This window comes from Microbulbifer sp. MKSA007, from assembly GCA_032615215.1.
Taxonomy (GTDB): domain Bacteria; phylum Pseudomonadota; class Gammaproteobacteria; order Pseudomonadales; family Cellvibrionaceae; genus Microbulbifer.
Genome location: CP128433.1, coordinates 2831746 through 2858491 on the forward strand (window position 1 = coordinate 2831746; position 26746 = coordinate 2858491).

The 26746-nt window shown below is 48.8% G+C and carries 28 protein-coding genes; 11 read left to right on the plus strand and 17 right to left on the minus strand.

Annotated elements, in window-relative coordinates; translation table 11 throughout:
• Window positions 1-40 precede the first annotated feature (40 nt).
• From QT397_15455 to QT397_15500, 10 genes are all read right to left on the minus strand, one after another.
• The gene (locus QT397_15455; protein ID WNZ54290.1) at window positions 41-736 is read right to left on the minus strand and encodes a gluconate 2-dehydrogenase subunit 3 family protein; all 696 of its coding nucleotides are present in this window, start codon (window positions 734-736) and stop codon (window positions 41-43) included.
• A gap of 1 nt (window position 737) precedes the next feature.
• Window positions 738-2534, minus strand: a complete 1797-nt coding sequence (locus QT397_15460) for a GMC family oxidoreductase (protein ID WNZ54291.1) — start codon at window positions 2532-2534, stop codon at window positions 738-740.
• A gap of 252 nt (window positions 2535-2786) precedes the next feature.
• Complete coding sequence (locus QT397_15465; GenBank protein ID WNZ54292.1) at window positions 2787-3698, minus strand: sugar phosphate isomerase/epimerase family protein; 912 nt, start codon at window positions 3696-3698, stop codon at window positions 2787-2789.
• Window positions 3695-3913, minus strand: a complete 219-nt coding sequence (locus QT397_15470) for a twin-arginine translocase TatA/TatE family subunit (protein WNZ54293.1) — start codon at window positions 3911-3913, stop codon at window positions 3695-3697. The genes QT397_15465 and QT397_15470 overlap by 4 nt, the downstream gene beginning before the upstream one ends.
• A 3-nt stretch (window positions 3914-3916) precedes the next feature.
• On the minus strand, window positions 3917-4627 hold the full coding sequence (locus QT397_15475; protein WNZ54294.1) for a DUF1080 domain-containing protein: 711 nt from the start codon (window positions 4625-4627) through the stop codon (window positions 3917-3919).
• Window positions 4628-4697: 70 nt separating this feature from the next.
• Window positions 4698-5705 (minus strand): LacI family DNA-binding transcriptional regulator, encoded by a 1008-nt coding sequence (locus QT397_15480; protein ID WNZ54295.1) that lies wholly within the window; start codon window positions 5703-5705, stop codon window positions 4698-4700.
• 56 nt (window positions 5706-5761) lie between these two features.
• Window positions 5762-7084 carry an MFS transporter gene (locus tag QT397_15485; protein WNZ54296.1) on the minus strand — a complete coding sequence of 441 codons (1323 nt, stop codon included), beginning with the start codon at window positions 7082-7084 and terminating at the stop codon, window positions 5762-5764.
• 56 nt (window positions 7085-7140) lie between these two features.
• A complete protein-coding gene (locus QT397_15490) occupies window positions 7141-8202 on the minus strand; it encodes a sugar phosphate isomerase/epimerase (protein WNZ54297.1) in 1062 nt (353 codons plus the stop codon).
• Between the two features lie 198 nt (window positions 8203-8400).
• The gene (locus QT397_15495; GenBank protein WNZ54298.1) at window positions 8401-9570 is read right to left on the minus strand and encodes a Gfo/Idh/MocA family oxidoreductase; all 1170 of its coding nucleotides are present in this window, start codon (window positions 9568-9570) and stop codon (window positions 8401-8403) included.
• Window positions 9571-9823: 253 nt separating this feature from the next.
• Window positions 9824-11083, minus strand: coding sequence for an FAD-dependent oxidoreductase (locus QT397_15500; GenBank protein ID WNZ54299.1), 1260 nt, complete (start codon window positions 11081-11083; stop codon window positions 9824-9826).
• A gap of 217 nt (window positions 11084-11300) precedes the next feature.
• Here QT397_15500 and QT397_15505 point away from each other — a divergent pair, with 217 nt between their 5' ends.
• Entirely contained in the window at window positions 11301-11837 is a 537-nt protein-coding gene (locus QT397_15505) for a lipocalin family protein (protein ID WNZ54300.1), read from the plus strand.
• Window positions 11838-12003: 166 nt separating this feature from the next.
• Here QT397_15505 and QT397_15510 read toward each other — a convergent pair whose 3' ends face one another.
• The 4 genes from QT397_15510 to QT397_15525 form a co-directional block, all read right to left on the minus strand.
• A complete protein-coding gene (locus QT397_15510) occupies window positions 12004-12561 on the minus strand; it encodes a thioredoxin family protein (GenBank protein WNZ54301.1) in 558 nt (185 codons plus the stop codon).
• Window positions 12562-12587: 26 nt separating this feature from the next.
• Window positions 12588-13268, minus strand: a complete 681-nt coding sequence (locus QT397_15515) for an SDR family oxidoreductase (GenBank protein ID WNZ58545.1) — start codon at window positions 13266-13268, stop codon at window positions 12588-12590.
• A gap of 193 nt (window positions 13269-13461) precedes the next feature.
• On the minus strand, window positions 13462-14031 hold the full coding sequence (locus tag QT397_15520; GenBank protein ID WNZ54302.1) for a carboxymuconolactone decarboxylase family protein: 570 nt from the start codon (window positions 14029-14031) through the stop codon (window positions 13462-13464).
• Window positions 14032-14363: 332 nt separating this feature from the next.
• A complete protein-coding gene (locus tag QT397_15525) occupies window positions 14364-14945 on the minus strand; it encodes a TetR/AcrR family transcriptional regulator (protein WNZ54303.1) in 582 nt (193 codons plus the stop codon).
• 539 nt (window positions 14946-15484) lie between these two features.
• Here QT397_15525 and QT397_15530 point away from each other — a divergent pair.
• The 6 genes from QT397_15530 (at window position 15485) to arsJ (ending at window position 21816) form a co-directional block, all read left to right on the plus strand.
• Complete coding sequence (locus QT397_15530; protein WNZ54304.1) at window positions 15485-17584, plus strand: carboxy terminal-processing peptidase; 2100 nt, start codon at window positions 15485-15487, stop codon at window positions 17582-17584.
• A gap of 91 nt (window positions 17585-17675) precedes the next feature.
• Window positions 17676-18491, plus strand: coding sequence for an exodeoxyribonuclease III (xthA, locus tag QT397_15535; GenBank protein ID WNZ54305.1), 816 nt, complete (start codon window positions 17676-17678; stop codon window positions 18489-18491).
• 98 nt (window positions 18492-18589) lie between these two features.
• Window positions 18590-19018: an arsenate reductase ArsC gene (locus QT397_15540; protein WNZ54306.1), complete on the plus strand. Its 429-nt coding sequence runs from the start codon at window positions 18590-18592 to the stop codon at window positions 19016-19018.
• Window positions 19015-19359: a metalloregulator ArsR/SmtB family transcription factor gene (locus tag QT397_15545; protein WNZ54307.1), complete on the plus strand. Its 345-nt coding sequence runs from the start codon at window positions 19015-19017 to the stop codon at window positions 19357-19359. The genes QT397_15540 and QT397_15545 overlap by 4 nt, the downstream gene beginning before the upstream one ends.
• 84 nt (window positions 19360-19443) lie before the next feature.
• The gene (locus tag QT397_15550; GenBank protein ID WNZ54308.1) at window positions 19444-20448 is read left to right on the plus strand and encodes an ArsJ-associated glyceraldehyde-3-phosphate dehydrogenase; all 1005 of its coding nucleotides are present in this window, start codon (window positions 19444-19446) and stop codon (window positions 20446-20448) included.
• A gap of 120 nt (window positions 20449-20568) precedes the next feature.
• Entirely contained in the window at window positions 20569-21816 is a 1248-nt protein-coding gene (gene arsJ / locus QT397_15555) for an organoarsenical effux MFS transporter ArsJ (GenBank protein WNZ54309.1), read from the plus strand.
• A 268-nt stretch (window positions 21817-22084) separates the two neighbouring features.
• Here arsJ and QT397_15560 read toward each other — a convergent pair whose 3' ends face one another.
• From QT397_15560 to QT397_15570, 3 genes are all read right to left on the minus strand, one after another.
• Window positions 22085-22678, minus strand: coding sequence for a cytochrome b (locus QT397_15560; GenBank protein ID WNZ54310.1), 594 nt, complete (start codon window positions 22676-22678; stop codon window positions 22085-22087).
• Window positions 22679-22729: 51 nt separating this feature from the next.
• Window positions 22730-23386, minus strand: coding sequence for a hypothetical protein (locus tag QT397_15565; protein WNZ54311.1), 657 nt, complete (start codon window positions 23384-23386; stop codon window positions 22730-22732).
• A 249-nt stretch (window positions 23387-23635) separates the two neighbouring features.
• On the minus strand, window positions 23636-24646 hold the full coding sequence (locus QT397_15570; GenBank protein WNZ54312.1) for an NADP-dependent oxidoreductase: 1011 nt from the start codon (window positions 24644-24646) through the stop codon (window positions 23636-23638).
• 153 nt (window positions 24647-24799) lie between these two features.
• Between QT397_15570 and QT397_15575 the strand changes: the two genes are divergently transcribed.
• From QT397_15575 to QT397_15590, 4 genes are all read left to right on the plus strand, one after another.
• Window positions 24800-25174 (plus strand): LysR family transcriptional regulator, encoded by a 375-nt coding sequence (locus QT397_15575; GenBank protein WNZ54313.1) that lies wholly within the window; start codon window positions 24800-24802, stop codon window positions 25172-25174.
• Window positions 25159-25707, plus strand: coding sequence for a LysR substrate-binding domain-containing protein (locus QT397_15580; GenBank protein ID WNZ58546.1), 549 nt, complete (start codon window positions 25159-25161; stop codon window positions 25705-25707). Before QT397_15575 ends, QT397_15580 begins: the two co-directional genes overlap by 16 nt.
• 368 nt (window positions 25708-26075) lie before the next feature.
• Window positions 26076-26480: a hypothetical protein gene (locus QT397_15585; GenBank protein ID WNZ54314.1), complete on the plus strand. Its 405-nt coding sequence runs from the start codon at window positions 26076-26078 to the stop codon at window positions 26478-26480.
• Window positions 26477-26716 carry a hypothetical protein gene (locus tag QT397_15590; protein ID WNZ54315.1) on the plus strand — a complete coding sequence of 80 codons (240 nt, stop codon included), beginning with the start codon at window positions 26477-26479 and terminating at the stop codon, window positions 26714-26716. Before QT397_15585 ends, QT397_15590 begins: the two co-directional genes overlap by 4 nt.
• Window positions 26717-26746 lie beyond the last annotated feature (30 nt).

A 26746-nucleotide genomic window follows, 5' to 3' on the forward strand; every position in this document is an offset into this window, starting at 1 on the left:
ATTTTTATATGTGCGTATAGCGCTAAAGCAAAAAGCGTTTTTAGCTATCCAAGCCAAGTCGCTTGAGAACTTCAGGGGGTGCTCCAGGGAAACTCGCCATTGGTCGGTTACCCACATAACCAATATCCGCCATACCTTCCTCGGTGGTATAGAAAGCGGTGGACACGAGAACTCGAACTTTGGCAAAGAAACGAGCACCAGCCTGGAACTCAGGCTTCGCCGTGCGAGTCCACTTGATATCCTCACAGATGGCTACTTTTTGAGGTTCATTCAGATCGACAAAGGAACCTCCAAATCTGCGCTTGGACTCACCCTCCAGCCAAACAACCCCTCCCCGAATCGTGACAAGATCTGCTTTATTATTGGAATATGGGGCGCTGACATATTCGTTGATGTAGTGATGGGCCCCTACTGAAGAGGCACTCGGAGAAGTTTCATCTGCGGGAATAATGACGTCGCAAAGTGCTGCCAATACCGCTAACTCACCCATTTCAAGCTGCATCTCCCAAGGCACAACGGGATTAAGGAGATCCGGATCTGTCGGCGTGCCCCTGGCAAGAGTCTGCTTCGGGGCGTCCAGGTTCTTTACTACCGGTTCAGCCGCTGGCACCTCCTCTTTCACTACAACTTTTTGCGCTACTTTCTCAGAACAGCCAATGACTGGAACTGCAGCAGCGGTGGTAGCAATCAAACGCAGGGCGTTGCGCCGACCCAGATTGGTTTTTTCCTCGCTCATATCAGATATTCCTCTTCTTGAACTGGTCCACGATGTAGTCGCAGGTGCGCCAGGCCAGCGCCATAATGGTCAGGGTTGGATTCTTATCAGCATTGGAGACAAAGGGTGCGCCGTCAGTAAGGAAGAGATTCGGTACTTCCCAGGACTGGCAGTAAGGATTGAGCACGGAATCATTCGGATTTGAGCCCATGCGCGCGGTGCCGACTTCGTGAATAATCGCACCGCCGTTGATAATTGCCTTGGCACCGTCGGTTTGCACGGTAGAGGTGACCTTACCGCCCATGCCTTCAATGATTTCAGCAAAGGTTTTGTGCATGTGAGCGGCCTGGTTCAATTCCTGGTCACTCCATTTCCAATGGAACTTCAACACCGGGATGCCCCATTGGTCTACCTGGTCCTTATCAATTTCACAGTAGCTGTCCTCATTGGGAATCATTTCCCCGCGACCGTCAAACCACACAAAGGAGCCGTAGTAACGCCGGCAGGCTTCTTTCAAGTCTTTGCCATAAGCGCCACTGGTAAAATCACCCATACCGCCGAAAGCACCTGCGCCCGGCATACTGCGACCACCGCCGAATTCAATATGGTAACCACGGGCAAAATCCAAGTCACCACGTAATTGTTCCTTGTACAACCACCAGGGCATATACATGTGCATCGCCGATGCGCCGTCCTCGTTGTGGGCAGGCATACTTTCCAAAGCGGGAATCTGCCCGCCGATACCAGCTCCCACTGTATCCATCAGGTATTTCCCTACGGCACCGCTGCCATTGGCGATACCATCGGGGAATAAAGTGCTTTTGGAATTAAGGAGAATGCGCGAAGTTTCAGCTGCACTGGCTGCAACAACCACAGCGCGGGCACTGGCAAATCTTTCCTGACGGGTATCTTTATCAATATAAATAACCCCGTTTGCCTTACCTTTTTTATCAATGGTAACTTCACGCACCATGGCATCAGTAATGATATCCAGGTTGCCCGTCGCTAATGCCGGTGGCAGTAGTACAGTCGTGGACTGGAAATTCGCCTTAATTGAGCAACCGCGCCCACAGGGCGTGGCCCAAAAACAGGCTGCGCGAGATTTCATTGATTCCCGGGTGACGTCCTGAGCCAATTTATTGTTTGGGAATAATTTCTGCGGAATATTTTCGTGATCCAGACGCTCACTGAGAATAGCCAGGTGAGAGGGAATTACAGGGATCCCCAGCCTATCGCACGCTTTTTTGGCCAGAAGTTCATAGGCACGGGGCTTCGGGGGTGGCAGCAGCACTCCTTCGGAGGAGTCAGGAGTGTTTTCTAACCCCTCGTTAGTGCCATAAACACCAATGAGCATCTCGGTTTTATCGTAGTAGGGAGCGAGATCGTTGTAACTGATCGGCCAATCAAAACCGAGCCCATCCCTTGAGTAGGGTTTAAAATCATACTCACCCATTCGCAGGGAAATCCGTCCCCAATGGTTCGTACGGCCACCCAGCATACGAGCACGCCACCAGTCAAAACGGCGGCCTCTTTCTCTGGAGCCCTGAGTGTAGGGTTCGCCGGGTACCTGCCAACCTCCGTCAACCGTTGCATCATAGAAACCGAACGGCTTTTCCGGTGTGCTCCCCCCACGCAAAGGCGCATCTTTTGGGAGGTTAAACATTGGGGTTTCCTTAACCGGGTCATAGGATCTCCCCGCCTCCAGCAGTAGAACCTTTAGCCCTGCAGTGGCTAGTACATAGGCAGCCATACCGCCGCCAGCACCAGACCCAACAATCAGTGCGTCATACTCTTTCTTCTCGAAGTCATCATTCGGCATCGCCTCTCTCCTACTTCATCAATTATTTTTGTTTTACTCGTTTAATTTTAAATAATGTATAAGATAAATCTGTAACCGGTTACATTTTTTGCCAAAAATTTTTACTTATCCGTTACATCTAATGTCTAACTTATGTTTTTTTAACCAAAAAGATTAATTTTTATAAACATTTTTAACGAACCTAGAAACCCCTAAATACTTTGATCAAAAAATGAGAGTAACCGGTTACATTTTTAACCAAATAATTATTATTTACTCGCCATATAGCTCACCCTGTCGCGACAAGCGCAGCAAAAGCTCTTTCGTTGCTTTGATCCCCCAGTCTTCATCGCCGGCGCCTTCATACTCAATCCCAATATGCCCCTTGTAACCCGCCTTTTGAATTATCCGCAGCATCCGGGCAAAATCCGTATTGGTCTCATTTCCCTGCTTATCAAATGAAAAGCTCTTTGCACTGATTCCGCAGGCAAAGGGCATCAACTGCTCTACTCCCAAGTAGCGGTCGTAGTCACCAAAGTTTCCAAAGTCTGGCAAGCTTCCACAGTTCGGCATATCCACTGACTGTAATAACTGGGATAACCAAAGTCCGCTTGAGGAATAGCCACCGTGGTTCTCCACCACAATATTGATGTCGAAATCCAAGGCAAACTCTGAGAGAGCTCGCAGCCCATCTCTACAAGCAGAGCTGACCTCCCTGCTACTGCCCTGTCCGCCAGCATTTACCCTGATAGAGTGGCAACCCAAATATTTAGCCGCTTCAACCCACTGGAAATGATTTTCTACCGCTTGTTGTCTTTCGCTAGCATTTGGGTTGCCAAGATCACCTTCTGCATCAACCATAATCAAAAGGCTTTTAACCCCGTGATCTATTGCACGCGATTTCAACGCTGAAAGAAAATTCTGATCCCTGGCCTTATCGGCAAAAAACTGATTGACATACTCTACCGCGTCAATTGCAAATGCCTTTCTTGCCTTAATAGGGAAATCCAATACCTTGAGAGCGCCACTTCGCAATTGCCGATGCAGGGACCATTGGGCCAGGGAAATTTTCACAGGGCCACCCGGGGTATTGGTAATGATTCGCCCACTATTGCCAAACAAGGGGGCGGTAAAAGCAGCTGCAGCCAAGCCGGCACCAACCTGTAGCAAAGCTCTACGCTTCATTCCCGCTCCCCAGCTTGGAGTAGATTGCCAGACAAGTTACCTGGGGAATCTTCTCTAGTGCCATCCTTATCGCTTTGATGCAATGAGCGGCGGAAACCACTAATCGCTCCTCCAAGGTCTTCTCCCAGACGGCGGATCTTGCCACTACCAAATAGTAGAACCGCTAACACAAGAACAATAAGTACCTGCCAAATACCCACGCCTGAAATACCCATGATTTACAGCTCCCGAATTCTGATATTGCGGTACCACACTTTGTCGCCGTGGTCTTGTAAAGCAATAAAGCCACTCTCACTACGGGCAAAATCGGGGTAAGAGGAAAACTTACTGTTGGCAAGACGTGTATCCCAATCTTCAGACCAAAGTTCATAACTGACAATCATGCTTCCATTCAGCCAATGTTCAACCCGGCCATTCTCCACTCGAATACGCGTTTTATTGAATTCTCCCGCCGGCTTTACCTCATCTTCGCTGGGTGCATACAAGTCGAAGACTGATCCCGCGCTGTGGCTCAGTTTTTCCAGTTCGGGAAAAGCACTGTTATCAAGTACTTGGTATTCCATACCTGACATCCAGACTGGTGCATTGCCACCAGCTACCCGATAAATAATGCCGCTGTTGCCGCCTTCAGATATCTTCCATTCCAGTTCCAGCTCAAAATCAGAAAACTTCTCTGCAGTGACGATATCCCCCGCTCCACCAGCAGTGAGCACCAGGTTGCCATCAACGACCTGCCAAGCCTCTCCTACATGAGAGCCATTGGCACCGGTCCAACCCTGCAACGTTTTACCGTCGAATAAATGCCTCCAGTCCTTATCCGCTTGTATACCGGACTTTTCCGGCATCCTTTCACAACCCCCTAGTGTGACTAGTAGTGCTGCAGAGGCCAGTAAAGACGTGCAAAATTTTGTCTCAGTGAATTTTTTCATCGTTGTTATCTCCACATGAATTGGTGTTTATCTAATCAGTTCGCCGAGATGGTTTTACATCCGTACTTTATTAATCCTGATAGCGGGCAGTACTTCCCCTTGCCACTAAATCAAAGGGCAAAATAGTTCGACTCGCTTTTAACGGTTTTCCGTCAATAATGCGGCGCAAGGTTTCCATCGCATATCTGCCCAGCTTCTCTGCGGGCTGGTCAATTGTTGTCAGGGGCGGGTCCGTAAATTGCGAAAACTCAATATTATCGAAGCCCGCCACCGACACATCCGCAGGCACCTGCAAACCCATTTCCTTCGCTTGATGAACAGCGCCAATAGCCATTTCATCATTCATACAAAAAATGGCGGTAGGCGCAGAGGCTAAAGAGAGCAGTTTTTTTGCACCCTCCGCACCAGACGGCATAGTGAATTCTCCGTTTACAACCAGGTCAGAATTCAACTCGAGACCGTGCCGTTGCATCTCCTCCTCAAAACCGGCCAGGCGATCACGCACAATCGGACTATTAAGCGGGCCTGTCACTATGCCGATCCGGCGGTGACCCAGCTCTATCAAATGGCGAGCCATGGCTTGCGCCGCGCCGGAATTATCCAGTTCAACAACCGGATAGCGGTCGTCTTCAGCAATGCGCTCACACGCATTTACCATTGGAATCGACGCTGCTAAAGCTGCATCTTTCTCTGCAAATGGATAGCGGCTATCCAGTTGAATAAGCCCATCTGCCTGATTCGTCAGCGCCATTCCCGCATAGAACTGCTCATGAGCTGGTTCTCCCTTGGTATCTCCCAGCAATACGGAGTAACCCTGGTCTTGAGCTGCCTTTTCTATCCCTCGGATAACTTTGGAAAAAAATGGATTGGCGATATTTGGGACCAGAACCATCACCGCAAATGACTTACCGGAACTAAAGTTTCTCGCCAACATGTTGGGCCGATAGCCGGCCTCTTCCACCGCTTTCAGCACCCGCTCCCTGGTCCGCGGAGAAACCATTTGCGGGTCTTTCAGGGCTCTGGACACGGTCGCGACGGAAACACCGGAGCGACGTGCAACTTCGCGAATGTTTGACATACTTTTCCGTTACTTTGTTGTTGGTAGTCGACTATTTTCGCACAAATGGAAAACGCCTACTGGTTGCCTACTACAGTGACACCTTGCACTTTGCTCGCTGCCTGCCTGCGATCCCAAAACCAGATAAACGCAAAAATCGGCAGCAAGATAAGGGGAACCACGGCCAATGACTGGAATGATTCGATAGAGGCAGCTGCCAACACAGCATCCAGTTCATCGCCCGTTAACTTTTCAAAGGCTTCCAAACCACCGGCAGCCTCAATCTTGGCGTTGTCGAAAATTTCTCCAAGTCTCGGCAGTACGAACTGAATAGACATTCCCCCAGCAAACCCCAGCAGCCCCAAAAACAGTGCGCCACCGCGCACAAAACGCTCGGATACCGTAGCGAGCATGGTAGGCCACATATAGCAGACGCCGATGCCCCAAACTGTTGCCGCTAAGAATGCAGTTACCGGGGTTCTCGCCATTCCTAAGCAATAGAGGCCAACAGCTGCAAGTAAACTACTGAGCCACAAGAGTCCAATGGGAGAGAGTTTTTTGGCCAGCCGTCCGGCAAAGTGGCGCATTACAAACATCAACATGCTGACATAAACCAGAATGAGAATGCCCTTCATACCGACTACTCGAGAGAGCGTCAGGTCAACCCACTGCCCTGGAGCCAGCTCTGTTGCAGCGGTTAGCCACATACAGATCCATAGCACGATAAACATCGGCTGCCTGAAAACTTCTTTAAACATCTCGCCATAACTGATGCCAGAGGAAACCCGTTCAGTTACCGGGAATTCCGTTCTGGACACAAGCCACGCCATGACCACAGCCGGTAGGGCCAAAACAATCAGGTTCAACTGCCAGGGAAGTTCAAACGCAGAAATGGCTAACCCTAGTAATCCGCCCACCACAATCCCGGCAGGCCACCAGGCATGTAGTACATTTAGCCGCTGAGTTTTATTTTCAGGGTCAACCGCTGCAACCATTGGGTTACTGGCAGCCTCCACGGCCCCCCAGCCCAAACCGGTAAGTAACAGCCCCGCAAGAACCAAGTTCTCAACGCCCTCCCCGGGGGTTACTAAGGATGCTGCAATAATAAGCAGACTGCCCAACACGTAGCCTATTGATGAGAGCATTAACATCCGTTTGATACCGACCAAGTCTACCAATGCGCTGCCAAATAGCAGGGTTAGGGCAAACCCTGTAAAGGTAAATCCAAGCGCTTCTCCAACCATTGCGGTGGAGTTGGCAAGATCAATATGATCATAAATGTCCGACTGTAAGTTGCCGGCGATCGAAGCCCTCACAGCAAACCCAAGACCAATCATAAAGATTGACAGATTTCCTACCAGGAAGACGTTCCTGTGCAAAGCCTTTGTCTGTGTACTCATCTATCCAGTCTCCGCATGATTTATTGTTATTCGTTGTTCACTGGGATTGGCAAAAATTAGTCCAGCCCTAAAATCCTACGATTGCGAGCGCGATCTGTTTCAGCACCGGCAAAATCATCAAAAGCTTTGTCAGCCACGGTTATCAGGTGCTCTCGAATAAATGGTGCACCCTCGCTGGCCCCCTGCTGTTGATCCTTAATGCAACACTCCCATTCCAATACCGCCCAGCGATCGTAACCGTACTGGGTCAGTCGGCTAAAAATCCCACGAAAATCTACCTGACCATCCCCCAGGGAGCGAAAGCGACCGGGGCGGTCAATCCAGGGGGCGTAACCGCCGTATACTCCAGCCCTTCCACTCGGGTGAAACTCCGCATCTTTCACATGGAAAGCCTTGATTCGCTCGTGATAGATATCGATAAAGGCCAGGTAATCCATTTGCTGCAAAAGCAAATGGCTTGGGTCATACAAGATGTTGGCTCTAGGGTGATCTTCCACCTCGTAAAGAAACCGCTCGAAGGTCAAGCCATCATGCAGGTCTTCACCGGGGTGCAGCTCATAGCAGACATCGACCCCCGCGCTGTCAAACGCATCCAATATCGGACGCCACAAACGGGCCAGTTCGCGAAAACCTTCTTCAACCAACATCGCTGGGCGCTGGGGCCATGGATAAAAAGTGTGCCAGAGTAAAGCGCCGGAGAAAGTTGCATGAGATTTGAGCTTCAGGTTGGCACTGGCCCGAGCTGCAAGAACTAACTGATTGCTCGCCCACTCTGCACGGGCTTGCAAGTTTCCGCGTACTGCCTCTGGAGAAAAAATATCCAGCATTTCCTTATAGGCTGGGTGAGCTGCGACCAACTGCCCCTGCAAATGCGTAGACAATTCAGAAATCTGTACCCCAACCTCCTCACAGATTCCCAGTACATCATCACAGTAAGCTTGGCTTTTACTGGCCAGCTCAAGGTCGAAAATCCGCTTGTCCCAAGTGGGAACCTGGATGGCTTTGTACCCCAGGTCTGATGCCCAACGAGCCATAGATTCAAGCGAAGCTGGCTGTTCGCTCGATGGGAGAAACTGGGCGAGAAAAATTCCGGGCCCCTGAATTCTGGGTGCCTTCATTTATTGTTATCCTTTTTACTGCTGTACTTATTAATTCTGTAACCAACCCTTTCCAAGCGATTGGTTTGCACCTTTTGAGAAAACTCTTCAAAAGGTAACTGGCCGCAGGCCGACACCGGCACCTCCCTGTGCCGTACTAGCTGCCGGACGCCCACCCTGCCAGAGATACCTAAATTCTGTGAGGTTAGACCTAGCCACTCACTTCCAATAAGGCGCCAGGGAAACCCATGAGGATTTTGCGCGACTGCTCTCCAGCACACCGCGCACAAATGCCATTGCGCGAACACCTGCATCAATGTTGCCAACGGCAGGACTGTTCTTTGAAACTACCCCCTCGCGGCGGCCTCGGACTTGACCAGCAAAATCGCGATAGATATTGGCGAAGGCCTCTATATAGCCCTCCGGGTGCCCTTGAGGTGTCCGGCAGAAAGACCTGACGCCTCCATCCAGATACTCACAATCCGCACCGGCTTTCCAAATCGCCACAGGCTGCCCCCTGCGCTTTACTTGCAATTGGTTTGGGGCTTCCTGCTCCCAAAACAGCGAACCGTCTTCACAGTAAACGCCGATATTCAGGTTGTTCCCCTCTCCTCCACAGACTTGACTGGCTGTAAGTGTTCCTCGAGCGCCCTGATCTAATTTAAATAGCGCTGCACCGTCATCATCCAATGCTCTTTCATCAACTACCGCCTGCACGTCTGCGCAGACTTCAGAGATATGCTGGCCAGTAAAAAACTCCACCAGATGATGAGCATGGGTGCCTATATCCGCAAAGCAGCCACTTTCTCCCGAACGTGCAGGATCTGTTCGCCAACTCGCCTGCTTACTTCCCGTGGAATCACCGGCTAGTGCCAGCCACCCCTGCGGATAGGCAACGGTAACTCGCCGAATAGACCCCAACTCTCTCCTGCCCAGGATTGCTCTCGCTTGCATAACCAGAGGGTAAGCAGCATAAGTGTGGGTCAAACCATAAAGATGCCCGCTTTGCTCCACTTCCTTTTTAAGCTCAAGTGTTTCTTCCAAAGTGGAGGCGGCTGGCTTGTCGGAGAGGACATGGAATCCCGCCCGCAACGCAGCAATAGAAACGGGTAAATGGAGATGGTTGGGAGTTACTACAGATACAAATTCAACTCGATCATCAGCGCTGCGACGGGATTCCTCTTGGAACATCTGTTGATAGCTTTGGTAAATCCGGTCCGGGTGTAGCCCCAGCTTTTCACCAGTTTTACGACTGCGTTCGGAATCGCCACTAAAGCAGCCGGCGACTAGCTCTATCTCACCGTCGAGAGCTGCTGCCATCCGATGGATTGCACCAATAAAAGCACCCTCTCCACCACCAACCATGCCCATTCTTATTTTTTTAACCAAACCCCATCCCCTCGGGCCACTCAAAGAACCAGCTGAATAAACAGCCTATTTATTTTTATTTCCGTGTTTTGTAAGCGGACACGCTGTTTCCAGATCTCGGTTTTCGTAGCACTCCACCGTTTGAAACAGAATGTAACCGGTTACATTTCAATTTAAGATACAGAAAAAAAATGTCTTTGCAAGCGAAATACGTTGTTAATATCGCCTTATTGGACTCATAGACTGATGGCTCGACGCTGAAATACTAAGCAAATCACCTGATTGGCAGGCCCATTTTCTGGACAAACTCAGCCCAAGAGTGCCACTCCAATTCATCGCTTTGCCATTTATTACAAATAGTTTGATGACCAACTGACTGCGACAGCAAGCTACCTATCGCTTCAGATTGAGGATGCCGAGGCTTAGCTTTTGAGCGAACCCATTTCCCGGCCTCCTTTGCAGCTTCCACGGCGAGACCCCAGTGATTCGGCCAAACCGCCAAGAAATTGGCTATATCAAAGCTGTGGATATGGTATGGACGCGGATAGTTTAACTGCACAAGAGCATCCCCATCCGGCCCTGGAGCGTCAGTTTTCCAACCTGCGTAAACACCCCAATGACAGCCGGCTGCCCAATCCTCAAACCCGGTCATACAATTTGCCAATCTATCCAGGGTATCCCGGATTAACGCCCTCTCTATGGGCGGGGCCACCCTCATGTCAACCACACCAGAGCGAAACCTGGGGTGCTCTGGATTGAGGGTGAGTATCCAAAGTCCCTCTCCACTTTCCAGCGGGTGATATGCCACTACCATGTCCATCAGGAAGGCTGAGATTGGAGGGGTATTAGCACCCTTAGCCAGCAACATATGTAGGGGCTGAACAACTTGGCTATCCCGCACTCCTTGAGCTGGCACTCCAAGACTTTCGAGTATTGCTGCATTGCCCGCCCCACATGCTGAGAGAACCAACTGGGGTTTTATTTGGTGGGAACTACCACCGATATCGGCAGAGACCTCAGTCACGCCACCACTATCTTTGTCGAATTTTCGGATACTCCCTTTCACCAACTTCTCGCTAACAGGAGCACTAAAACGACGATAGGCTTCAGCGCCGTCAAACATAAGGTCATCAGCAAATCGAAAGCACTGATGCGATGGCAAGCTAGTTGTTACCAGTGGAGCTGGTATCGGCACCTCTTCCACTGGAATACCCGCCGCAATCCAGTTGGGCTCGACAATATCTAAAAATTCTCGGGGAAGCGCGGCATAGAAATCTGTTATGTGGCTATCAACACCATCGCTCTCCAGTTGTGTGCGCCAAAACTGTGCGGCCTTTAAGTAAGCCTTTGCCGCACTTGGGTGTGCCGCATTCCAGCCTGAGGAGAAATAGCCATGAAAGTGTAACGACTCGGCATCGTCTAACCCCTGGTCTATTGCCAGCACAGAAAAATCTGTTGATAGCTCTCGCAACAATGAAATCGCTTGAATTCCGCCCCCTAATACCAGGACGTCTACATCTACCGTTTTAGCCATGGTCAGCCTCAAACAAACCCTATCTATCACCACTTAGCAAAGGCTGGCCTTCTGTCAACTTCTAGGACCTCAGCTCATTCACCTAGGTGACACTTTTTTGAAATTCAGATTAAACACAGAACTTGGTTAATCCGTTCCAGTTATATCCCCGTAAAGAGATTGTCGCTTAGCTATGAAGCTGGCGGCCTAAAAAACTGCGAACACAAGGAGCAAGGAAATGAAGAGCTTATTGAGAGGTATAGGAATTGTACTGTTTGCACTCAGTACCCAGGCCGTTCTGGCAGATGATGAACTGGAAACGGTTCCCTATGTCGATGTGAATCAGTATCTCGGCAAGTGGTATGAGATTGCCCGGCTACCGCAAATTTTCCAGCCGGCTTGTACTGCAGTAACAGCGGACTACGGCCTCAATGATGATGGATCTATCAGCGTTTTCAATTTTTGTCGAATCTTACACCCAAAATATGGGTTCCCGATCAGTGTTCAGGGCACTGGAGTCCCCATTGATGAGACCAACAGTAAACTCGCTATCACCTTCTTTGAGGGTAAAGCTGCCGGCGACTACTGGATACTAGAGCTAGATCCTGGCTATCAGTGGTCACTCGTTGGTGATCCAGACCGCTCCAGCCTCTACCTGTTAAGCCGCACTCCCCAGCTGGATGAAGCTATTACAGACTATCTACTAGACCTGGCAGTTACGAAGCATGGTTACAACATTGACCACATCATCATGACCCGCCAGCTTACTGAGTAAATAAGAAAGCGGGTGTCACACTTCTGGCACCCGCCACTTAACAAACTACATTAATTCTTCATTAATTCTTTATAATCAATAGGTTAACTCATTATATTAATGTATCTTCTTATATCTTTGTGTGCTTTATGTTCGCCAGAGCATTCCCGTCAGCTAGCAACCCATATCAGTTATAGTTACCACTCCATTTAATAGAGCACCCCATACTTGGCAGCTGCTTTTCCGGCCCTGCCTCAGTCTCTGCGATCAACTTCATTGCATTGACAAGCTCCCTGGTTCGGCCTGCCGGGATTCCCATTCCCGCATCATCGATTCGGCCTCGATATTGGAGCTCTCCATCCTTATTCAGCCCGAAGAAGTCTGGTGTACATACCGCCTGGTAAGCTCTCCCTACGGACTGATCTTCATCAACCAAATAGGGGAAAGTAAACCCATGGTCTCGGGCAAACTTCGCCATATAAGGAGGACTGTCAATCTGGTAATCGCGATAATCGTTTGACATAACGGCCAGAACATTAATTCCCAGCCCTTGTAGTTCTCGCACATCCTCAGCTAAACGATTTGCAATCGCCTGAACATAGGGGCAGTGATTGCAGATAAATGCAATCAACAGCCCCTTGCTTCCCAGATGGTCCGACATTCGAAAGCTCTTGCCGTCAGGGTCTTTCAAGGTAAAGTCTGGGGCTTTCCATCCGAAATCACATACTGGTGTATCTAGTAACATTGCCCGATCCTCTCTTGGGTTCTAAGTTAGCTTTCGATCTCAAGTACGCTCTTGGCAAAGGGAGTGTAAATTTTTGCGACCTCTTGAGCCATCTCATCTGGATAAACAAAAAATTCACCCGTTGTTAGTGCCTTCATAATGCCATCGAACACGATGCTCGCTGGAGGGGCGCCCTCTCCCATGCCTGCGGAGTCGGCCATATCCGTCTTGATTGGACCAGCAATAACACTGATAACTTGAGTCCCCTGCTCCGCCCAGACTTCCCTCAAACCCTGAGTTACTGCAAAGGCAGCCGCCTTTGAGCCGGAGTAACCGGTAAATGGGAGAAAATTTTTGATGGATGCCAGTGAGTTCATTTGGACAAAGACACCCCCACCATTAGATTTCAAAACAGGGCCAAACGCTTTGGCCAGGTTTATTAGTGGGTAAACATTGCCCTCCATTTGATACTTGAAGCTTTCCACAGCATCATCGTCCAAGGGGGTCGATAGCTTCACTACGCCCGCATTTGAGACAACCAAATTAACATCACCGGCAACCTTTACAGCGCTTTGAATGGTTTCTTCACGTGAAAGATCAAATTCAATGGGGACGACCCTTTCGCCATATTTTTGGACGAGCTGCCGTACCGAGGCTAGATCGCGAACAGCGGTATACACTTTGACCGCGCCCGCATCCAACAGTCCCTCTGTAATGGCCTTGCCGATCCCCGATTTGCCCCTGTGATTAATGCAGTGATATTGCTAGCTTGAAGAGTCATTTCGTATACCTCAGTTACTTAAGTCGAATAAATTCAAATTTCAATTCGCAACACAGTTGCGGGCTCCGCTACGAATTGTTGATGGCCACCCCAAGTCTCCTCAGTGAGGGCTGGATGGCCAATCAAGCCCAGGGCAGAAATCAGGCCACTGCCTCTCCTTCGGGAGTCCACTCATTAACTGCAAAGGCACTATCCAGGACGGTCTCGGCAATGTGATTTGTATAATTCGACATGACTTTTAAAGCGGTACCTAGAACCACTTCCAGTACGCTCTGCTGCGTGTAGCCAGCAGCAAGGAAAGCGCTAACTTGTTCCTCCGTCGGCCAGCCACGGCTTTCATTCACTACCGCAGAAAATGTACGTAATGCCTCAAGCTTTTCATCTGCAATCGGTGTGTTACTACGCAATGCTTCAATAATTTCCGTTTCAACACCGGCCATTTGGGAAATGGATGTGTGAGCAGCCATACAGTAACGGCACCCGTTCAGGCGGTTGTTTGTCATTAAGATGATTTGGCGCTCTGTCTCGGAAAGATTGGTTTTATCGAAAATTCCCGCCAAGGTCGTATAACCCTCAAGTAATGCGGGGGCCTCTGACATAGTTGCGAATAGATTGGGCACAAAGCCCATCGATTTCTTCGCGCCTGCAAGAAGAGGCTGAGCAGCAACAGGAGCGGATTCAATCGTGTGAGTCTTGAAAGTAGCCATCATATTTCCTAACTAGATAGTTTCACTTGTTTGTAGCGATCGGTCCAAACCTGGTTAAAAAATAAGGGGAGACACCCCTGTAAACTGTATGTACCGATTGCTACAAACAATGCTAATGAGTTTGTACCGATCGGTAAATATGATTTATATAACTATTTGCTATGCATTAATGCCTACTGAGAATGAACAGAAAAAATATGAAGCCCTATCCAATGCAAAATTGACAGGAAGGATCAATGGAGGTCAGGAGAGGGAAATCACAGTGCAGCCCAGGCAACCGAGAGGACGGCGCCAAGGCCCTACGAAGAGCTTTCAACGCCAGAAGAAAGAACAAGTCAACGCAGCAAGTCTAATGCCTGTACCTTAATTCTGGAGAGGCTTTCCTTATTAAAAACTCCACGTGCCAACACTCGCAAGCCGACTAAAAGAGTCAGTAAACTATTGGCGCAGACTTCCGGGTCTACTCGATCAGATATCACACCTTTCTCTATCCCCAGGCGAACCTGCCTTGCAAAAAATGACTCAGTATCCCGCAAGCCCTTTTTTACAGAATCCCCAATATCGCTATCCAGGTTAGGCATATCGAGTGCGGTATTAACCAAAAAGCAGCCCTTCTTTTCCGGATCTGCAAGGCTTTGTTCAATTAGGGAGTCGAAAAGCTGACTGATAGCGCCGATAGGATCTTCCAACGACTCAAGCCGGGCCATTACGTCGCGCCGCTGCTCTCTCTCATACTTGAGTAAACTCAGGGTAAAAAGCTGCTTCTTACTGCCAAAGGCATTATAAAAGCTCCCTTTAGTCAGCCCAGTAGCTTTGAGCAGGTCGGCCAGAGAAGTCGCTTCAAAGCCTTTCTTCCAAAAAGCTTCCGTCGCTTTATCGACTGCGCTATCGACATCGAAACTTTTCTCCCACGGCATAAGCACCTCACCTCAAACAAATCTACTGGCCATGTTACCACTGTTTGGACCAAGTGGTAAAAACACGATTCGCAGATACTGGCACTCGCCCGATATTCGCCTATTGCTCCGAAATCAAAACACCATTTTTGCGGTCACATTGATTATTGGAGCAACACTTCCAGCCGAGGAGCGCTCACTCGAATTAATAAAGTGGTAACTGGTGCAACTTCATGACCCTAAAAGCCTTCAAAGTCATCAAAGTGGTGCTGACCTATTAGTCAAAGTTCTTGTTTTTAACGCTTTTTTACAGTTGCAGTTACACAATAGTTATGATGACCATACATACTCAAGCCTTCAAAACGAGAAAAAATGCCTCAATTTCACACTCAATAGGAAAGCTATTTTGCTAAATACAGTGTTAAAGAAAAAGATCCATCTCTGATTAGAGGTATTTCATGCCCTTTGGAGCTTTCAGCCTTTATACTTGTCCTAAGCTATAGGTCGCCGAGCCATAAGGGCCGGACGCCTATGAAGTAGGACGTATAAAGAGACTCCCTATGCTTACCAATCGGATCGCCGCTTACTTTTCCGGCTTCTTGGTCATTGGCCTTCTTTCCACAAGCGTTCTGGCAGAGCCAGAGCGAATAGCCCCCGAAGAGGGGCAAGGTGGTACTGCACAAGAGATAGTCAGCAAGCTTGAAATGCTGCACTACAACAAAATCAAAATCGGCGACGAAATGTCCGAGAACTTGTGGAACGAGTATATCGATGCACTCGACCCCACTAAAAGTTACTTCCTCGCCTCTGATATCGACGAATTCCGCGCGTGGGAAGCAGAGATGGATGACCAGCTTCGCGCTGGTGATGTCACCGCTGGGTTCAGTATCTATAACCGTTTCCGCCTGCGTATGGGCGACCGGCTAGATAACATCCTGTCCCAACTAGAGAAAGGCCTGCCCGCCTATGACTTTTCTCGGGAAGAGACCCTTGAGCTGGATCGGGAGGAAAGCCAGTGGCCCAACTCGATCAGCGCTGCAGATGAGCTTTGGCGTAAGCGCTTAAAGAGCAGCATCCTGAATCTTCGCCTTACCGGTAAGACCGATGAGGAAATCCAGGACCTTCTTGTGCGCCGTTACAAAGGCCAAAAGAAGCGCCTCGAGCAGCAGAAGAGCGACGACGTTTTTGAACTCTATATGAATTCGTTGACTCGTCTCTACGATCCGCACAGCAATTACCTGTCACCGCGCTCATTGGAAAACTTCAATATGAGCATGTCCCTCTCCTTGGAGGGTATCGGTGCTGTGCTGCAGGCAGACGAGGAGTACACCAAAGTTGCTCGCCTGGTACACGGTGGTCCAGCCGACCGCACCGGCAAGATCAAGCCCAACGATAAAATCGTGGGTGTTGGCCAGGATAAAGAAGGCGAAATGGTCGATGTAGTGGGCTGGCGCCTGGATGATGTTGTCGACTTGATTCGCGGCAAGGCCGGTACCTATGTTCGCCTGGAGACCATCCCCACTGGTGGCGACGGTACTCACAAGACTATCTTGATCAAGCGCAGCAAAGTTAAGCTTGAAGATCAGGCGGCCAAGAAGGCAGTGTTTGAATTCTCTGACGGCAGTAAGAGTTACAAGATCGGAGTGATTAACCTGCCGACCTTCTATATCGACTTCGATGCCTATCGCCGCCGCGACCCCAACTATAAGAGCACCACGCGAGACGTTGCCCGTCTGCTGAGTGAGCTTAAAGAGGAAAAGGTTGACGGTATTATTCTGGATCTTCGCAACAATGGCGGTGGTTCACTGCAAGAAGCCACCATGCTCACAGACCTGTTTATTGATCAGGGCCCTGTTGTGCAGATCCGCCACGCCAATGAGCAGATTTCCCGCCATAACCGCTCGCGCTCCCGAGCCATGTACCGCGGGCCGCTGATGGTATTGATTAATCGCTTGTCGGCCTCTGCATCCGAGATTTTTGCCGGTGCAATCCAGGATTACAACCGCGGCCTGGTAGTAGGCAACCAATCATTTGGTAAGGGTACTGTGCAAACTATGGCTCCCCTGAAGGAAGGCCAGTTGAAAATTACCCAGTCCAAGTTCTACCGGGTTTCCGGAGACAGCACACAGCATGCGGGTGTGAAGCCGGACATCGATATGCCACAGTTGATTGATGCCGAAAATGTGGGTGAGAGTGCGTACGATACTGCCCTGCCCTGGGACCGTATCCACGCTGTGCCTCATGCGAAGTATTTCAACTTGAAGATGCTGATCCCGAACTTGATTACCAAGCACAACAAGCGCACGGAAACAGATCCAGATTTTGTTTTCCTGCGCGATCAGTTCAAGTTCGACGCCGAGCGGGCTGACAAGAAGTATGTCTCTCTCAACGAATCAACTAGAGAGAATGAGCGCAAGTCCGTTAATCAGCGATTGCTGGATATGGAAAACCGTCGCCGCAAAGCTAAAGGCCTTGAACCCTACGAGAACTTTGAGGCATACGAAGAAAGCGAATCTGAAGAGGTGGCTAACATTGGTGGTCCTGTAGAGATCAAGTTGGAAAAAGATCCAATTTTGAATGAAGCGGGCTATATAATGGCGGACTTTATCGGCCTGGCCGATAAGGCCAGCAAGGCGCCGCCCCAAGTTGCCAACTTCTAAATACTGATAGGCACTGGGCGCGGCGTGCGCCCGGTCCGCGAACTAACTCTTAGGTCGGGCTAGCCCGACCTTTTTTATTTTGGGGGAAGAGATGAAGGTTGTTTCCTTTAACGTCAATAGTATTCGCACTCGCCTGCACCAGATGCAGGCCCTGGTAGACAACCATCAGCCCGATATCATCGGCCTACAGGAAACCAAAGTCACCGACGAAGATTTTCCAGTAGATGCGATAAAAGACCTGGGCTATGAGCTGATTTATTTTGGCCAAAAAACACACTACGGCGTTGCCCTGCTCTCACGCCTGCCCTTTATTGATCGCGAATACGGTTTCCCAACCGATGCCAGCGACGCCCAGCGCCGTATGGTTGCCGGCAAGTTTGATATCGGTGGTCCTGAGCCCCTCACCGTTATCAATGGCTATTTCCCGCAAGGTGAAAATCGCGAGCACCCGGTTAAATTCCCAGCAAAGCAAAAGTACTACGCCGACCTGGACACCTACCTGCAAACCACGTGTAAGCCCGAAGCGCCTGTATTGGTTATCGGCGATATGAATATTTCACCCAGCGACCAGGATATTGGTATTGGTGAACCCAATCGCAAGCGCTGGCTGCGCGATGGAAAATGCAGCTTCCTTCCAGAAGAGCGCGAGTGGCTTCAAAAAATTGAAGGCTGGGGGCTCACCGACACTTTCCGCGCACAAAACCCAGAAACAGACGATATATTCAGCTGGTTCGACTACCGCAGCCGTGGGTTCGATCGCGAGCCCAGACGCGGCCTGCGTATCGACTTGATCCTCGCCACCAACCCTCTTCTGGAAAAATGTGTCGGAACTGGCGTGGACTACGATATTCGGGCTATGGAACGCCCATCAGACCACGCGCCTGTATGGGCCGAGTTTAAGCTCTAAGCACAGGTTATAGCCCGCTGGTTCAGTGGGCTATTTTTAAGGCTATGAATATATGGTTTTCCATATATAATTGTTGAAAAGCCAAATGGAGCCCTCCAATGAAAAGGCGTGTTCTGTTTGTTTGCGCCGGGGACTCTGCCCGCTCACTGATGGCTGAGGCACTGTTGCGGCATTTTGGAGGCAATTCATACGAAGCCGTTGGCGCCGGAACCAATGTCCATACAGTGGACCCACGCGCTCTGCAAGCGCTGGAGCGACTGGGGGTTTCAACAGAGGGACTCATTCCCAAAGTTGTAGAAGATGTAGCTAACCAACCTTTTGACCTGGTCATCACACTTTGCGACAAAAGCCGGGAAGAATACGTACCCTCCCCAAAAGTTGACAAGATGATTGCCTGGAATTTTAAGGAACCGACAAAGCGACACTGCTTCTGCCCTTTTTACACCACAGCACGTGAATTGAGCACTCGCATCAAACTACTGGTCTTGGCCCAAGCCGAGGCGGATTTACGAAAAAGAGCGGCATGAACCCAGTACAGTTTTACAAATGCCTGGCCGATGATACGCGGCTACGCACATTGCTCCTTATTGCTCACGAGGAAGAGCTTTGCGTATGCGAGCTAACGGCAGCCCTCGAGTTGAGCCAGCCGAAAATTTCCCGGCACCTCGCCTTGCTGAGAAGTTCAGACCTGCTCCAAGACCGCCGCCAGGGGCAGTGGGTGTTTTACCGAATCAACCCGGACTTAAATGCCTGGGCAAAGTCTGTACTGTTCGACACCTTACAGGCGAACCAGTACTTTATTACCGAAGACCTCAACAACCTGATTCAAATGGGAGACCGGCCAGAGCGCACAAGTCTGTGCTGCTGATAACGCCTGCCGACCTAAGATTTAAACTATCCAGATATATATGATTTTTCATATGTGCCTGGCAGAAACGGAGCAAAATTAACAATGACCATCAAAATTGGGATCAATGGATTTGGCCGAATTGGCCGGCTGGTACTGCGCGCCGCCTGGGATTGGCCTGAAGTTGAGTTTGTCCAGATTAACGATCCTGCCGGTGATGCAACCACACTCGCCCACCTGCTCAACTTTGACTCTGTACACGGACGCTGGCACAGAGAGGCGAAAGCCGTTGATGACACAATTCAGGTTGATGGCAAAACAATAACCTGTAGCCGCAATACCTCTATTGCAGATACCAATTGGAAAAACTGTGACCTGGTGGTAGAGGCCTCCGGTAAAATGAAAACTGCCGAACTTCTTCAACCCTACCTGGATCAAGGGGTAAAGAAGGTGTTGGTCTCTGCACCAGTTAAAGAGGCTGGAGTTCCGAACATTGTCCTTGGAGTGAATCAACATATTTACCAGCCGGACAAACACCAGATTATTACCGCCGCTTCCTGTACGACTAACTGCCTTGCTCCAGTAGTAAAAGTTATTCACGAAAACCTGGGTATTCGTCACGGTTCAATCACCACTATTCACGATATCACCAATACCCAGACTATCCTCGACGCACCCCATGGAGATCTGCGCAGAGCCCGCGCATGTGGTGCCAGCCTGATTCCCACAACAACAGGTTCAGCTACAGCTATTGCCACCATCTTTCCAGAGTTGTCCGGCCGCCTAAACGGCCACGCAGTTCGTGTTCCCCTCGCCAACGCATCCATTACCGATTGTGTTTTCGAAGTGGAAACCCCCACTACCCCAGAGGCAGTAAACCAGTTATTTAAGGACGCTGCAGAGGGTGAACTAAAAGATATCCTCGGCTATGAGGAAAGGCCCCTCGTCTCCGTGGATTACAAAACCGACCCCAGATCGAGCATTATCGATGCTCTATCGACCATGGTCGTTAACGGCACCCAGGTAAAAGTTTACGCTTGGTATGACAATGAATGGGGTTACGCCAACCGCACGGCGGAATTGGCTCGAATGATTGGCACCACGGGCTAAGCAGCCAAAGTACAACGGGGCCGGAAGGAAAGAACACACTGCACCTGAGGGGTACTCCTCTCCATGAGCTCGTATTTTTTCCTCCCGCTTTTAGTAAGTAGCAGTACACAGAACAAGATCATGCAGTTTCTTCTCAATTTATCGTCGCCAGTGCGCCAATACTTGCTGGTTACAGGCAATTACTGGGCGTTTACTTTGACTGACGGCGCTCTGCGCATGCTGGTGCTGCTGCACTTTCACGAGCTCGGCTACAGCCCTTTGCAAATAGCCTTGCTTTTCCTTTTCTACGAATTCTTTGGCGTAGTCACTAATCTTGTCGGCGGCTGGCTCGGTGCCCGGATTGGACTCAACCGGACCATGAATTTGGGGCTGGCCTTACAGATTGTTGCTCTTTCCATGCTGCTGGTACCCAGTCAGTATCTCTCGGTCCCCTTGGTTATGGCCGCCCAAGCCCTTTCCGGTATCGCCAAAGACCTGAATAAAATGAGTGCGAAGAGCTCAATCAAGTTACTGGTGCCCGATCAGGCCAGTGGCACCTTGTATCGATGGATCGCCCTCTTAACCGGCTCGAAAAACGCGCTAAAAGGCTTGGGCTTCTTTCTCGGCGGTGCCCTACTCGCCGCACTTGGCTTTCAGGGCGCGATTGCATCGATGGCCCTAGCTCTTGGAATAGTTTGGATATTGAGTCTCAAATTTCTTAAGCGGGACTTAGGGAAAGCCAAAGCAAAAAGCCGATTCAGAGATATCTTTTCCAAGAGTCCCGCAGTCAATATATTGTCAGCCGCGCGCTTACTCTTGTTTGCTTCCCGGGATGTTTGGTTTGTTATTGCCCTACCGATTTTCCTGGCCAGCCAGTTCGGTTGGAGCCACTGGCAGGTAGGTGCCTTCCTGGCATCCTGGGTGATCGGTTACGGCATAGTGCAAACCCAGGCCCCAAAGGTCACGACGGCACGTTCAGCCCAGGCTCCGGATGGGCGAACCGCGCTCTTCTGGGCAATAGCGCTCACTGCAGTGCCCGCATTAATCGCAATCGCATTACACAAAGGGGTGGATCCACAGCCCGCCGTAATGGGTGGACTTTTGATGTTTGCTGTACTCTTCGCCGTAAATTCATCTTTACACAGCTACTTGATAGTTGCTTATGCTCGGGAAGATGGCGTCTCTATGGATGTAGGCTTCTACTATATGGCAAATGCAGCTGGGCGATTGCTAGGGACACTGCTCTCAGGGTGGGTATTCCAAACTCAGGGGTTGGTGGCTTGCCTACTTATTTCCAGCGCTTTTCTTCTGCTAACCGCACTGGTTTCACTGGGTTTGCCCAGACACAAAACCGGGACTCAGGAGGTTGGCAGCTTAAGTAGGAGCTGATCCGATAGCAGCATGAGTGCTACTTGCCAGCGAAGGCTGGCAAGTAGGCTGAGGGACCATTTCGAATTGCGCGATTCGATATAGTTTGGACTCAGGTATGCACCCCATTTGAAATAGAATCAAAGCAAGGACCAAATACCTCATATAACACCCACCTCAAGTCCAAGTGCACAGCTCCACAGGAGCTGCAAAAACTCGAGATTAAAATGTCTGGATTTGGCACTCAATGCCTATTTGCCACTACTTTCTGCCAAAACCATCGCAAGAACTATGACTTCTTAGTCGCGGTCATTCTTAGCAAAGTCCGATCCTTTTTGATGTAGTGGTGATATAGAGCGGCCATTACATGCCCCAAGATTAAGATCCAGACCACCCACTCTCCCAGGATCTCTTTATGGATAAAATCGACTGGCTTCTCAAACTGTTCGAATGTCATCCCCATCCGATCCTGAACTATCGCCACAAAGGCTTGGGTGCTCTCAAACTTAGGAATTTCAAACAGGAAAAAGTAATCCGTATCCACGCCTGTTCCGATATACCCTGTTAGCGGAGCGACGATCATAATCAAGTAGAGAAGAACATGACCGGTATGAGCGGCAAAATGTTCCAGGGAGCTACCTGGTTCTAATGGCGGTGGCGGATTAGTGAGACGCCATACGATTCTTAGGATGACGATCACACCAATGGTGACACCAATAGATAGATGTAACTGCAAGGCAGTCCAATTTTCCGGTGTTTCCTCTTGAGTAAACCACTGGCGGTAGTAGACTGAAATATAGGCCCCCAAAAACAATATGGCCGTTAACCAATGTAGCCACTTGGCTATTGCGCCGTAACCATCAGGTTGATTTCTCAAGCTCATCTTTTTCTCTTTCCCACGTCCAAAAGCTATATTCTGCCTGCAATTCGCCAACTACCTCGCTGAGTAAAATCTGTGTAAACCCAGAATAAAGAGCACAACACCAAACGCCTGAACAAAATGGTAGATAATATTGTGATTAAGTTCCCAAATAATACTAATTGATAAACTTCCATCTAACTGGATAGCCATTGCAACAATACTAACTATCGAGCCCAGTGCCATAAACCAACTACCACGCAGTGAATTCTGTCCCCTTAAGGCTAATATAGAATACCCTATAAAAGCTACTGCACTGATTAAAAACTGATAAACAGCAAAGGCAAAAATTTTATCTTTAAGTGAAAACGAGAAAACAAAAACTATCAGAAAAATAAACAATACTGGCAAAACAGCCCGTTTGGAAAAACTTTCATTCACCAAATCTGCACTAACCGCAAGAACAAAAGAAGAAATCAGCAAGCCAAGTAAAACAAGTACTACATACCATAAACAAACGCGAAAATATGGTGGAATTTCAAACCCGTGATAGACAGCTGCCACTAATGAGGCGATAAACATAACAGTAAAAAAGAAAAGCCAAATATTTCTTTTCCACTGCTTCCTCCTTACAAACACTGACAAATAAAGGGCGCCAATAAATGCGACTAGAGCCAGCCCGACATTAGTAATTGCAGTTAGTAGGTCTATTTCGCCATGTACTAGATTCATTCTATTTCGTATATCATCAACACACTATCATATATATTCTCTATCTAAGTCAAATCGTAATTCTTTAGAGCAATATATCAATCCTTCTGAAAGTCAACTGAACTTATGTGTGTCATCTCCACGAGCTTAGTCATGCCAATTTCTCAAGTGCAACCTCAAAGATGAGGCAGACGCAAAGTGTAAAACAACAGCCAGCACGCCACTATATTTCAAGGCAACACTGGCACTATTGATCGTTTCAACTCTTAATTAACTGGCTCTAACAGATATAATCACTTTGCCTTTTGCGCGTCCCAAAGCGAGATATGAGAAAGCTTCTTTGCCTTGCTCTAAAGAATAGATCTTGTCTATCACCGGGGATAGTATCTTCTGTTGGTACAAATTTCCTAGCTCACTCAGATGCTCTCCATTAGCTTCCATAATAACCATTCTATAGAGCGCGGATTTTTCCTTCGCGGCCTTCATCAGCTTTCGCGACTTAAGCGCCAATAGCTTGCGGAGCAACCAACCTAGCCCAAGCTCTTCAGCTGTCTGCGGATCTAAAGCCCCTTTAACTGAGACAACACGCCCACCGATTTTCAGGACCTGAAATGCATCCAAAGCATACTGACCACCCAAAGTATCGAATACGACATCCATATCAGATAGTAATTGCCGGTAGTCATCTTTTTTATAATCAATAACAAGGTCGGCACCGAGTGCTTTCACCCACTCCACATTCGTGCTACTTGTTGTAGTCACCACATAGGCGCCTACAGACTTCGCCAATTGGATCGCCATAGAGCCAACACCACCTGAGCCTGCATGTATCAGCACTTTCTCTCCGGACTTCAAACCCGCAACTTTGATCAAAGACTGATAGGAGGTCAGCCCAACAAGCGGAATACCCGCCGCTTCACTGTGTGACAAGTTTTCGGGCTTTGCAGCCAGGTGGGAAACACTAACGGTGAGATATTCTGCAATAGTGCCCACATGATCCTCCCCCACCCTGGAAAACACCAGGTCCCCTACACTGTATCCAGCAACATTATCCCCCACTGCTACAACTTCACCACTGACATCCCGGCCAATACCAACCGGAAATACTTCCTTTCGTACCGATTTAAGCTCCCCCCGCAACATCATGTTATCAACTGGATTTACGCTAGCCGCATGCACCCGAAGCAAAACTTCACCAGCCTTGGGGGTGGGAACCTCAGCTGACTGAAACTCCAGGCTGCTATCAATATCCCCATAGCGAGTCATTTTCAAAGCTTTCATTGGTCATCCTAACAATCGGTTCAACACAAACATTGAAAGCGATAGTGCCCATACTGCCACCATAAAAACAGGTGGTAATAAGTATAAGTCTTTTGTCATTTTGGCAATAATGGGAAATATTTTGAGACGATGACAGACAGTTAGAAGTTGATTATGGACAAAATCAGAGCATTGCGTTACTTCAAGCGGGTGGTAGAACTGAATAGCTTTACTGCAGTTGCTGAAGAATTTGAGGTTCCCGCCTCATCAATCTCCCGCCGCGTAAAAGATCTGGAGCAGTCCTTAGGAGTGGAGTTACTGCAACGCAGTACCCGCCAAGTCAAGGTTACTGAGCTCGGCAAGCTCTACTATTCGATGATAAGTAAAGCAATTCGCCAGCTTGAACAGGCTGATGAACTGGTTAGCCATACATTTGAAGCGCCCAAAGGTCTGATACGTATCAGCTGTCTTCCAACTTATGGAGAGCAGCATTTAACCCCCTTCTTGAGAAGTTTGCCCAACGTTACCCCAACATCGTATTCGACTTAACCTATAACGATGACTTGTCCCAGTTAGGAAAAGATCCCATTGATATTGCGATTCGCGGAGGGTTTGCCCCGAATGAGCATGTTATTGCCAAACGCCTATCGGATAATGAGTTCACCCTTATAGCTACACCGCAGTTTATCGACAAGTTGGAGCATAGCCTCCCCTTAAACAAGTCGGCGATTGAGTCAATTGCTACCTTGCAATACCGGGGGCCACGTGGCGTCATTGAGTGGTACATACTCAATGACGAGCACTGGGAGCCCCTGAAGTTGACCCCAAAAGTTATCAGCAATAACGGTAAAGCATTAACAGCAGCCGCCCTCAATCACCGCGGTATGTTCTGCGTACCTTCCTGGAGTATTTGTAACTATCTAGATACAGGGGAGCTTGTACAGGTACCTTGCGAGGGTAAAGTCTCAGTCAGCCCCGGTGGCGATCTGGGAGTATTTCTTCTTTATGAGCGCACTAAATACCAAACCCCCAAAATAAAGCTTTGCGTAGATTTTATCTATGAAAATTTGAATGGGCGATAGAAGAAAGCTAAAACCCCTTGCTTTACTATTTAAATCATATCGATCACTGATACTGATTTGATCAAGATCGCCATTAGAGAATCACTTTTCTCTCGTTACTATTCGAAAAGATTTATATTCGATTACAAACTTATATCCCGAGTCACCAACACACTGGACATATAACAACCTCACAGAAAAATAAAAATTGATCTATTTCAAGCGACCCGTAGATTTTCTTGGAAGCATAATGGGGGATATGCTAGGTTGAAAGATAGAAATTATGCCAAAAGTATATTTATCTATGAGTAACTAAAAGGGAGAGCTAGTACCAATAAACCAAGGCAAACCATTTATATCAAAACAGCCGGCGACATAAGGATTGAGCCATGCCAAGTTATGATGACTTTATCAGCTTATTAGAAAAAGATGTTGAATTAGCCTTTAAAACCTATGAGCTCGACTTTAATACAGAGGCCTTCGACAGTAAATCAGGAGCCTACGAAATTGAGTTTGATTTTGAGTTTGTAAAACCCAACAAAATCATGATGGTAAAAAGCGGAAATTCTGGCAAGAAAGCAACATATCTCACCTGGGCTCGACAAAAAGCTGTGCCTGTAACTCTGAATAGTAAAAGTCCCCCTTACTTCTTTACCTCTCACCTCAGTAATTGTCGAATGACCTTCAAGTTCCATGACGACCAGAGTAAAAGTGTAACGGTTATCCATGTTGCAGGTGATGTTTCCCAGGGGGGACTATCAAGGGGAGCAAGCAAAGAGATGAGCTGGAGATGATGGTAAAAACTCCCGATGTAACCGGGGAGAGGCGACTTTCAATAGGTGGCCCCAAAGGAGGTAGAAAAGGAGCAAACTTCAAGAAAAAGCAAGCAAAACTTGGTACCGCATACTACGATACCTGTGCACGGGTATTCGGGGTTCGAGATGATAGTGGTCAGTGGACCTTTTATACACAAAATATTGGTCGAAAGGACGAGCTTTTAGGTTTTTTTGAAGTTCAGCAATTTAATTAATAATTTCGCCTACCCGAAAAATACTACTGG